The following is a 12,781-nucleotide window of genomic DNA, read 5'->3' on the forward strand; positions in this document are numbered from 1 at the left end:
TCATATATGTCTGATTTTGATGCTATAAAAATTGACTATAATCATATTTTTGAAAGTCTTTGCATTTCATGAGGCTGATTCTTAATTGACAATCCTCACACCGAATAGTAAAATTAGCTTAATAAAAAAGGAGCGGAAGCGAGGAAAAAAGAAGGTTTTTACCTGTTTTGGCCAGGAGAAGACAGGTGGAGGAAGATATATAAAAGGAGCGTATGAATATGAAAAACAGCCATTGGAGATCTTTTAAAAAAGGGATGTCCTGGTTTTTGGTATTTGCAATCGCAATGGGAAGCCAGGGCACCGGTTTGTCTGCTGCCACGTTTGATTATGGACAAGACTATGGATATCAGCAGGAAGAAGTCTTATCTGCAGATCAATCTTACAGCAGTGAGGATGTACAGATAGAGGATGTACCGGCACAGGGCAGTGAGGCTGACACATCTCAGATAGAGGATATAGCAGCACCAGATCGTGAGGCTGATCCATCCCAGATGGAGGATACAGCGATACCAGATAATGAGGCTGATCCATCCCAGATGGAGGATGCAGTGGCACAGGACAGTGAGACTGATCCATCTCAGATAGAAGATGTTTTCACGGACGGGGAAAGTGTGATTACTGACAGTAATGAAGAAACGGCAGATACCACTCTTCTGGATGCTCCTGCAGATGCACAGGAAGGCACCATTCAGTATCTGATCGAAGAAGCAAGGAAGGCAGGCTCTACAACACTTACCTTAAGCCTTGGGGAAAACTTTCCGGATACAGTAGAAGAGAATCTTCTGATCCCTCACGGGATGGATGTTGTACTGGATCTGAATGGGCATACGCTGACTGTGGATAAAACATCAGCAGAGGATGGTAAGGATACCAATAATATTACTGTATACGGACAGCTTACCCTGCAGAATGGCAGCTTATCCGGCAGTGTTTCTTCTCTTGGCAACGAGAATACAAGAGGTGTATTTGTATGCTATGGCGGCCGTCTGGTCCTTGGAGAGGGGGCAGAGATCACCGGCTATGCTGCAGCAGGCCGGGGCGGCGGTGTGTATGTAAATGAAGAGGCCAGTCTGTCTATAGAGGGCGGCAGGATCTGTGGGAATAGCTCCGGCATCAGCGGCGGCGGTATATGGATCTATCATGCAAGTGATCTTTCCTATCAGAGCGGCACCATCACCGGGAACAGTGCTGCACTTAATGGGGGTGGTGTGTACATACAGTCTTATGACTGTGAAACAAGTACCTTTGGCAGCGGGATTTCCATTACAGAGAATCATGCGGATCAGAATGGAGGAGGCCTTTATATCCATAGTGTGTCTGATGTGGAAAATGAATGGATCTTTAATGGCCCGACTGTTTCAAATAATACTGCCGGTATAAGAGGCGGTGGTGTTCATGTTCAGGCTCCGATTCATTTTACAATGGTTTCCGGAATGGTATCCCACAATCAGGCAGTGTCCTATGGCGGAGGTATGTATTTTTACAGTACTGACAAGATCCGGTCATCTGTCAGCTTTATGGGCGGCACTATTCAGGAAAACTCACTGACCGATGAGGATATTAATTATCAGTGGGTCGACTCCCATTATGGCGGCGGTGTGTGGATCAGCAATTATGCAGATGTGGTCCTTTTCGGAGTACAGATCCTGAATAATAAGACCATTGGTACCGGCGGCGGCATTGCCATGGGAGCTTACTGTAAGGTACAGATCCAGGAGGGAACCCTGATAAATGGCAATAAAGCCAGCTTTTATGGTGGCGGCATATTTGGAAAGGGAGCTAATGTTGTAATGACCGGCGGTGAGATCTCTGATAACCAGGCTCAGGGAAGCACTTACGGCTGGGGCGGCGGACTTTATTTAGAAAACGGTAAACTGACCGCCAGCAGCGGTAAGATCTGCAGGAATGCAGCAGATCATGGAGGAGGCGGATATATTTCAACAGCGATCCTTTCCGGAGATGTGATCATTTCTGATAATCAGGTAAAGGGAAATGGTGGCGGTATCTATGGAAATGTTACCATGTCTGAGCAGGCCAGGATCGAAGGAAATAAAGCTGACAGTATAGGCGGCGGTGTTAGCGGCTCTCTGGTTATGAATGGCGGTATCTTACATGGCAACAGGGCCGGCGGCAATGGAGGCGGCGGAGCTTATGGGACTGTAACCTTGAATGAAGGGGAAATCTCCGGCAACAATACTTCCGGAGTAGGCGGCGCAGTACGAGGCACCCTTTACATGAAGGGCGGAGTGATCAAAGATAATACTACCAGCAGCAGCGGCGGTGTTTTATATGGTGCCGGTACCATTTCCGGCGGTGAGATCACCAACAACCAGGCAAACAATTATGGCGGGGTTATATCTCTTAGTGAAAACAACAGGCTTCTGTCTATTACAGGAGATGTAAAGATCTATAACAATCGTGCCAATTATGGTGGTGCTATAAGTCTGGCAGGTGGTACTGTCCAGATCAGCGGCGGTGAGATCAGTCATAATCAGGCGTATATTTATGGCGGTGGTGTTTATGTATGGACTACCAATACCTTAAATCCGAAGATCATCATAGAGAAAGGGGCAGTGATTTCTGATAATCAGGCACCGGGGTCAGGTACTGTTTCAGGCGGACAGGATCTGTATGTGGCGGCCACCTTGAAGGTAAATAATAACGGCAATCTTACTTATTTTACTCCTGTTGTCAGTCTGGCAGCAGCAGACCAGATGAGAGCACAGGATGGAACATCAGGAATTGCCTGGTATGATGAAACTACGGATGAAAGGAATACCCAGGGGCTGGAGCTGGATACTACAGAGCGGACAAAGGTTTACCGTTATACCTTTCTTTATTCTGAGCCTGAGACAGAGATGGTGGCAAGACTGGATGATTCTGCAGAATTTCCTACTGTTCAGGCGGCGGTAGATGCAGCCGGGGATGGACTGCTTCACAGGATCACTCTTCTAAAAGAGGATAAAGAGGCGGTGACGATCCCTAAGGGAACCAGGATCTGCTTTGATCTGAATGGGAATACCATCCGGGGAAGCTGGAAGACGAATACTCCTGTGTTTACAGTTAAGGGAGAAATGACCCTGGAAGACACAAGTGAAGACCAGACCGGATGTATTACCGGAGGTGTATCGGCTCGGTATGGCTTTGGAGGAGGCATCTTTGTCCAGGATGGAAGCCTGGTCATGAACAGTGGGACTTTAAAGGCAAATGGCAGCGGAAGTGTTTTAGTAATGGACAGAGACAGCTCTTTTGTGATGAATGGAGGCCTGATCACGAAAAACACACAGTCTGCTGTAGCCGTTAATGCCGGATCCTTTACAATGACAGGAGGAAAGATCACCGGGAACAGCGCTAACCAGGGCACAGGCGTTTATGGCTGGGGTGGTGCAAAGGTTCGTATAGAAGGCGGAGAGATCATCGGGAATAGTGGTAATCAGGGTACAGGACTTTATGTACAAGGCAGGCTGGACATTACCGGGGGCAGGATCTGTGATAATAAAACAAGTAATTACGGAGGCGGCATCTATCTGTGGAGAAGCACCTGCAATATGTCCGGTGGTGAGATCTCCGGCAATACAACTACCAATGCCAATGCAAACTGGGGCGGAGGCGGCATTTATCTGTCAAGTTCTACCCTGAATGTTACAGGTGGATCCATCACAGGGAATACCACCGGCAGTGTAGGCGGCGGTATCCGAGTAGGCGCAGGCAGCATTGCTTCTGTGACAGGCGGAGTTGTGTATGGCAATCAGTGCTCGCTTGGTAAAAGTGATATATATGCAGCAGAAGGCGCAGCTCTTACCCTGATGCCGGCTTCGTCTATGGAGCCGGGAGATTATAATTGCTGGTATGATTGTGAAAATTATCGGGCATACACGGAAGCTATTACATTCTCCAGCCTGGAACAGAATTGTCACTTTTATGCTTTGTACATGGAGGATCCATCTTTAGAGGCAGCGGCTCAGATCCTGGATGAAAACGGAGCCGGACAGAATTATTCATCTGTTCAGGATGCAGTAAATGCAGCCACACAGGGACAGAGGATTTATCTTCTCAGGGATATTGAAGAAAGTGTGCAGATCGGAAAGGACAAGGATGTGGTCCTGGACTTAAATGGATATACCTTATGCTCTTCACGGGAAAATGTGCTTGATATAAGAGGAAAGCTGGAAGTAGACAGTACCACAGGTCATCCTGGCACCAATCCGGAACAGAGCCAGGGCGGCAGGATCCAGCCGACAGAAGGTGTTACCGGCAACAGAGGTGTCTTTGTAAGAGAGGGAGGAGCCTTTACCTTAAAGGGAGGCGTGATCACAGGCTTCTCCGGCGTAAAATATGGCGGCGGTATTTATGCAGACCAGAATGCTTCCGTTACCATCAGCGGGGGAGAGATCACAGGAAACCAGGCTGTTTATGGCGGCGGTATAGGATTTTACAGTATCAGTACCACTGCCCCTTCTTCCTTTACCATGACAGGTGGAAAGATCTGTAATAATCAGGCTGAAAAGAATGGTGGCGGAGTGTATATGGGAAGAGCCTTTAACCTTGCCAACCAGATCCTGATATCAGGCGGTGAGATCTGTGAGAATACAGCCGGCAGCCATGGCGGCGGTGTAAGCGCTGATTTTAATTTTATCCAAGGAACAGATACAGCCTCAATGATCAGCATTACCGGCGGTACGATCCATCATAACACAGCGGAAACGGACGGAGCCGGTGTTTATATCCAGTATTGCAAGACAGTCGTGATCGGACCTGATCTGGAAGTTTCCTATAATGTGGGAAAAGGAGCCGGCGGCGGCATCCGTACCACATCTGTAGAGGAAGTAACCGTAGAGAATATTAATGCCCACCATAATCGGGCAAAAAGCGGTGGCGGCCTGTCTTTAAGCGCAGGAGAGGTGCTGGTAAAGGACTGCAAGGTCCATGATAACAGTACAAGACAATATGGAAGCAGCAGTTACAGCGGAGGCGCCTATCTTTACGGCACCCAAAAGCTGGAAGTCCAAAAAGGTGAATTCTGGTTAAATGGAGCATATTACGGTGGCGGCCTGGGTATTGGCGCAGGCACAGCCGGACAGACGGTCATCGGGAAAGAGGTATATATCCATGATAATAAGGCAAGCTTTGGTGGGGGTCTTAGGATCGATACAGTAGGAAAGCTTACATTAAATGGTCGGATTGAAAACAATAGCGCCACTCACGGCGGTGGGATCAGAGTAACAACCACATCTTCTGAGCTTCATTTTGCAGATGTGTTGGTACAGAACAATAAAGCTGCTAGTACTGGTGGCTTTGGCGGCGGTGTTTTTTTTGACTCAGGTACAGCCTCCAAGGTGTATATAGAAGATCCGGCCCGGATCATTACGAATACCGGAGTTTATGGCGGTGGGATTGTTGTATTTACTGGATATGAAATGTATCTGACCGGTGGACGGATCGCAGGCAATCAAGCAAGTCATGGCGGTGGTATTTGGACCCGGCTGTCACAGCTGACCTTGTCAGCCGGTGTGATCGAAGATAATATAGCATCAAATACCGGCGGTGGTATCTACATGGACGGCAGAAGAGAATGGTCTACACGAAAAGTACAGATCACAGGAAATGTGCAGATCATCCATAACAAGGCAACCTATGGTGGCGGTGTGGGAGTTGGTGAAAATACAGCCCTTACCATGGACGGAGGCCTGACCAGTAATAACAAGGCAACCTATGGTGGCGGCGTATGGGTTTCTGCAGTGATGGGACAATTTGTAATAGAGAAGTCAGCAGAAACCGGAAGCACAGGCAAGCTGTATGGAAACCAGGCCGGTTACGGTAGGGATGTTTACGGAAATTATGATAAATCCTATAAGAATTCTAAAATCCAGCTGTTTGCAGCAGCCGATATGTTTGGGGCTGATGAGGATAAAAAGGGCAACTGCTGGTATAATGAAACGAAAAAGTTGGCCATAACAGATCCGATTGAGTATGATCCGGTAACCAGGGCCTGCTGTCTTACTCTTCAGTATGATTCACTGGAATTTGTGGCAAAGATTAAAAATGAAACTGGTACTTATGATGCATACACATCTCTTCAGCAGGCTGTTAATGCTGTAAAAGAAGGGAAGTACCAGGACGGGGCGCCGGAGATTTACCTTATCAAGGATATTAATGAAAGCATTCAGATCCCAGGTGGCGTAAGTGCAGTGCTGAACCTGAACGGGCACAAGCTGCAGGGCACGGACACTGCCATCACCTGTTCCGGTGACCTTAGTATCGTGGATGAGAAGACCGAAGGACTGGATCCGGGAGAAGAAACAGGAACCATCTCAGGAAGCACAAGAAAGCTGGGGGGCGGTATTCTGGTATTGTCCGGCGGCTATGTGACTATGGAGAGCGGACAGATCAGCATGTGTTCAGCACCTACCAATCAAAGCAATTGCGGCGGTGCAGGCGTGGCTGTCAGCGGCGGTACCTTTATCCTGGATAACACAGCTTCCATTAATGAATGCAGTGCTGCTTATGGAGCGGCTGTTTATGTAGGAGCAGGAAGCAGTTTTTTTGAAATGCGGGGAGGAACCATCTGCAACAATGCTAGCGGCGCTTTTTACAATACCGGCGGCGTTATTTACAATGCCGGCGGTACTATCCGGATCAGCGGAGGACAGATCGCAGATAATGTTGTATCTGGCAAAGGAACCATTTATCTGTCCAACGGCAAATGCGTTTTGGAAGGCGGCGAGATCACCGGAAATAAAGCAGAATATGGCGGCGGTGTTTATATAGGAAGTGCAGCCAGTGTGTGGATGAGTAATACTCAGATTTCCAACAATCAGGCGACGATAAATGGTGGTGCTATTTATAATGAAGGCCAGCTGAATATTTTTGAAGGTACCAAGATCACCGGGAACCAGGCAGTAGCAGGTGGTGCTATTTACCAGATCACCGGAAAAATCAAGATGGCAGGCGGCACTGTCACCGGTAATCAGGCGGAGAAGGGCGGCGGCCTTGCACAGAATCCCCAGGCGGCAAATGCAGGCAGCTTTGTCCTGTCAGGAGGACTGCTGTGTGAAAATAAATCCACGATTGACGGAACCGGAAATGATATTTATTCCCTTTATGAGGGAACTGGAAATTACGAAAATGTAAGTGTAAGCCAGAAGCCGGCTGTAACTCTGATCCAGGCAGCAGCCATGAAGGAAGACAATGGCAATGCCACAAAGTATAATGCATGGAGAAATGATGCTTATCGGGGAAATCAGCTGGAAGGCACAGATGTGACCAATGGTTACTATATTACCGGCGGTATCGATCAGAGCAATAACCTGAAGCTGACGGCTGTTACGTATAAGGAAGCGGAAGTAAAAGGACCGGCAAGCACAGTAAAGGTAGATTCCATTACAGTAATGACTACCAACAGTGAAGACGGTACTTCTGACGGCGGCGGTGCTTTTGACACGGAATGTACAGGAGATGAAAAGACAGCCTTGCAGCTTTTAGAGGAAGGGGACAGCCAGACAACAGAAGCGCCGGACGATGTTACAGAGGACGAAACAGAAGAAATGGCTCAGCGTCATCACTATCTGTATAATGGCCAGATCCTGAAGATGATCTGCCATAATGGCAAGTGGTATGAGAGAGACCAGGCTGTTCTGTGGAGTCCGGGAAATGACAGCTCCTATACCAATGGGATCGTGAGAAGCTTTGATACTGTCAAATATGATCTTTGTTTTACCCTGCAAGATACCGGGAAAGACGGAGAGGATGAAGAAGGGCAGGAAGGAAATTCTCCTGTAACAGATGAAACCTTACAGCTGTGGGTGGAAATGAAGCTGCCGGTGGACAGCAGCCTTGCTTCTTTCTACGACATGAACATGAAGTATTATTATATTTATGAGAAGAAGCAGGCAGATGGAAGCTATGCCCAATATTTAAGAGGTTACTGGGAGCTGGAAGAAAATAAAGGGGGAACGGTTTACCGCAGCCTGGCCATTAGTGTGAAGGGCATGAACAACGGAGATCTGATTAAGCCTTCCTTTACCGCTTGGGTAGGTGGAAATGAGGAGAACGAACAGAATCCAAAATCCTGCAGCTCCAAAACACTGACCGTATCAGCGGCGCCAAGATATAATGTGCTGCTTAAGAGAAACTCCCAGCTTGCCTATACCAGCTACTTTGATATGGAAAGCGGTGAGGAAACCACTGAGGAAGAAGTTAAGAAACTTCAGGATGCAGGCCAGGATACCTCCCATATCGTCTATGGCACCATGCTTGGATATGGCATTACCCTGCAGATGTACAATAATAAGACCACCAAGGGAGTACGGGGACTTCAGGTACCCACAGGGGACATCCAGCTTGATGTAAGCTTTGGCGGAGAACTGGTGATGAATGGATCCACGCTTGGAGAGAACTCTGCCCCTTATGCATGGGCTTACAAGGCCAATGAAAACGGAGAGACGGGGATCAGTTTTAAAGACGAGGAAAATACGGTCAATGTTGACTGGAATGATGAGGATGATTATACCAAGACTACCACGTATGGCTGGGATGCAGCTCCCTATAATACAGGGAACAGCGCTACCGGCTGCTACAGTGGCGGCTTCTGGAAGGGAGCGTTAAAGCAGCGAAATGAAACAGGCGACAAACGCCTTACTCTTCATTTTTCAGTCAGCAATTATTCGGTAGCGTCCTCCTGTCCTTCTGCTACAGCCAATGGTTCCTGGGATAACCAGGTAAGGGGGAACGGATATATTAACTCCTTCTCTGCCGGATATGTACAGGTGCTGTATCCATTAGATAAAACCATCGTTGATGGACAGAGCGGCTATCTGGAAATCAATATGGAGTGTGCTGCTTCTGACCTGAATATCAGCAGCGTTACAGGGCTTACTCCCGAGTCAACAGAAAAAGGTCTGGACGTAATGGAAAGCTTCTTTGGGGAAGACTATAAGAGCCATGCAGTCCATGAGATGACTTATCTGGATAATTACCTGAACCACAGCACAGGCTTATATATATACGGTGGGGATGGAAACGGAGACCATCTGTCGAAGAATAATTACTTCAGCAAGGAGACCGGCACGGATCTGATCAGCACCCAGGAAGGCACAGGCTCCACTCCGCTGGGAAGTCAGGTATACATTGATGCAGATGTGTCTTTTACAAGCAGGGAATATTATACAGATGATGTGAATGATCCTCATTATATCCCAACAGAAGATTTCGACCCGCAGGTGGACAATCTGCTGGAATACAATTACCTTACCGGAGTGAATCTTCTCCAGAAGTTTGACTCAGATGCCTATACACCTGCCTGTGGAGAAAAGATCATTGACAGACAGGTGAACCAGGGAGCAGGAAATAGCTGGACCTGGGTAGGAAAAAGTGCAGGGACCAACAGCACCAATGCTTTTCTGGTAGGCACTTCGGAGTCGGCAACCACCTGGTCATCCTCAGGAAATCTGAAAACAAAAAGCTTTAAGCTGACCGTACTATACGGTGCGAAGCCTGATGGAACTAACTGGACGAAGACAGAAACAGCAGATGGGCTTACCGGTGGGGAAGCAGATATGGATGCCCACAAAGAAGAGGATCTGATCTACTTTACTTCCCTGGATGAATTAAAGGCTTACTTTGCCACCAAAGGGAACCCGGACGGAAGATGTGTGGCACTTTTGTACGAGGTACGGGACTGCTGTATCCGTACAGGCAGAAGCCTGTATATCAGAAGCAGGATGCAGATGACAAAAGACTTTGCTAAGACAGGCGGCACCTACTGTACCACCAACGATGTAAGAGGATGGACCACATATCGTCCAACCTATAAGCGATACTATAATGATGGGAAACGGGATGACATCCTGTTTTCCGCAACCTGGCGAAGCAGACAGTATGGCACGGCAGATGGTATCGTTGCCTACGGAAATGGAGACACAGGCGGTCTGCTTCCGGATGGGTATGTAAATAGCCTGACGGAAAGCCAGGACCTGGTAATGAAATATACCAAACAAAGATGCGACTTTTATTTTGATGGGTATAAGAAAACAGAATATCAAAATGGTGTTAAGAAAAACGGAACCCATATGATGGGATGGTTGGCAGGAAATTCACTGCTTCTATATACCCTGGTCAGTGGAATCGGCATTAAGAATACAGACCTGATCAAAGGCTCTAACCGGGAAAAAACCTATTATAATGTAACTAACGGTGAGCGTACAGCAAACTTTATGATAATGCCAAGGCTGCAGATCTCCAGTGCTACAAAGGATCATGAACTGGTAGCAAATGGAAGCCAGGCAACGGATGTTGTGATCACCATGACCATTCCAAAAGATCTTCATTATAATAAGGGCAGCCTGCAGTTTGACTACACGGCTCCTGGAAACCAATGTAAATACAAAGCCGGCGATCTGGCATGGGATGTAAAACAGACGGATAACCCAGATGGGACTACCACACTGACTATCTGTACAACTGTAAGTGATATCAACAAAGGACTTCCTTACATCCGGTATAACTGTACCATCGGAAAGAAGGGAGCAGCTGAGGATGAGGATGTAAAGAACAATCAACAGCTTACTACCAAGGTACAGATCCATACCACCTATGAAGAGATCCACCGTATTACCGGACAGGCCAATAGTGCAGAGCAGACCATCGTTGCAACAAGGACAAAAGATGATGTGATCTACAAGGAAACAGAACGGGATCTGATAGATATCGGGGAGGATTTGGTTTATTACCTGAATTACAGCAATCATACAGACAACTCTGAGAAGATTCAGCTGTGTGATATCCTTCCAGCCAATGGAGACGGAAGAGACAGCAGTTTCCAAGGAGGCTACCGGGTAAAGGAGATTTATTTGGACTTTACCAGCGAAGAAGACAGGAATGCATTCCAAAGTAGCAGTGCAGGACAGCTGAAATACAGGAAAGGCGGGATCAGCGCAAAGGATCTTACCCAGGAGGAAAGGTCTCTGATATTGAATACTATTGACAGTGGTAAATGGTTTGATCTGGCTTCTTCTTATGAACCATCTGAACACATGGAAAATGGTGTGAAAATCTACAGGCTGACCTGCAGGGCAGGTGCAGACGGACAGTGGGCAAGTGGAGAAGAGCTGATCCATTATGCAGATGGTTCCGGCACAATCGATGCTATTTACGGATTTGTTCCTGCAGTAGGCGGAAAAGGGAATTTCCGGATGGGACTGGTCTTTACACCGTTTACGAAGGATAATGCAACACTGCTGAAGAGCGGAAATGTGACTCAGCAGGGCGGCGATGTATATAACAACAGTTTCTTCTACAGAAGCGGCGGTCCTAGCAGCCAGTCACTAACTGTTGTCAGTCCTCAGGTAGGAATCCGCACGGCAAAGCGTAAGATCGCAGGCCTTGTATGGCTGGATCAGGACCAGAACGGGAATTACCGCCCGGCCATCAATGGCTACAGTACCACTGACCGGCTGCTTTCCAAGGTGGATGTATATCTTTATCAGGGAAGCGAGCCATCTTCTTCCAAGATCACCAGGAATCCGGATGGAAGCTTCAGTCAGCAGATTGGCGGCAAAACACGGACCATGAGTACTACCACTGTGGATGGCAAGACCTTATATCCGGCTGTGGATGTGATGGGCAACCTTCTGGATAAGGTAGTTACCGGAAGCGATGGGGCATATGCCTTTGAGAATCTGGCTAAGGGCAGCTATTACATAGTGCTTCAGGATGATGGTGATGATTATGCTGTTACAGGAGGAACCAGGGTTCTTCCCTTTGAAAGACTGAGCGTCACACCAGAAAGAGAGGATACCCAAAAGATATTGACCCAGCCGGGAAGGGATACAGATAAAGCCCTTCCGGAATACCAGGGTACAGATACCACGGATCAGGGGGCAGCAGCCATGAAACGTACTGCGATCGTCAACAATGGCAGCGGCATTACCCTTCCTGGGCTTACCGATATGGTATCCTGGGAGTATGTGACCAATCATTGGGACTGCGGTTTGTATTATCTGGATCTTTCCATGGAAAAGAACTGGGCACAGACCACCAGCATCCCGGATCAGGCATCCGTCCTGTTTGAAATAACAGGCTCCACCGGAACCGGGGAAGATGCAGTAAGCTACCCGGCTGCTACCTACACTGCGACAATTGCTTCCGGCAAGGTAACAGCACAGGCAGAGGGAATGGCAAGGCCTTACAGCAAGACACAGGGCGCGCCTCAGAAGATCCAGACAGCGGTGTCAGCATCCCAGGATAAAGGAAACAAGACCATGCGCTGGCTGATCCAGAAACAGCCGCTGCAGGCAGAGGGTGCAAAAGGCGTGATCCATTATCGCATAGAAGAGAAGGCCAAAGACGGGGAAGGTAATCCTCTTTCCGGCTTTGTAATGACCAGCAGCACAGATAATACAGCAGAGGATCAGACCAGAAAGTTTGCTGTATGGAACACTCAGATCAATTATGAGATCTGTCTGGACAAGAAAGGCAGTGAAGGGGAGCCTCTTTCCAATGCAGTATTTACCTTGTATAAAGATCAGGACTGCAAGGTTCCTGCCGGGATCACTATGAAGACGGACCAGCAGGGAAATGGCACTATCACAGGTCTGGAGGCAGGCACAGGGGCTGTGTATTATATAAAAGAAACAAAAGCTCCCAGCGGATATTTCCTGAATAAAGGAATCCTGAAGCTGACCATTGCTTATAAAGACAAGACAAAATATTATGATCCTACCATTTCTCTGGAAAGGATCACAGATGAAACAACAGGAGATACACTGGATCCGGCTGCTGATCG

The 12,781-nt window shown here is 47.8% G+C and carries 1 protein-coding gene; it reads left to right on the forward strand.

The genetic code is table 11. The features are described from left to right. Positions 1-218: 218 nt before the first annotated feature. Positions 219-12,781, forward strand: a 12,563-nt coding sequence (locus OCV61_RS05455) for a SpaA isopeptide-forming pilin-related protein (RefSeq protein WP_262582700.1), incomplete at its 3' end; no start/stop codon positions are given.

The sequence above is a fragment of the Blautia ammoniilytica genome (assembly GCF_025566965.1).
Lineage (GTDB): Bacteria > Bacillota > Clostridia > Lachnospirales > Lachnospiraceae > Blautia_A > Blautia_A ammoniilytica.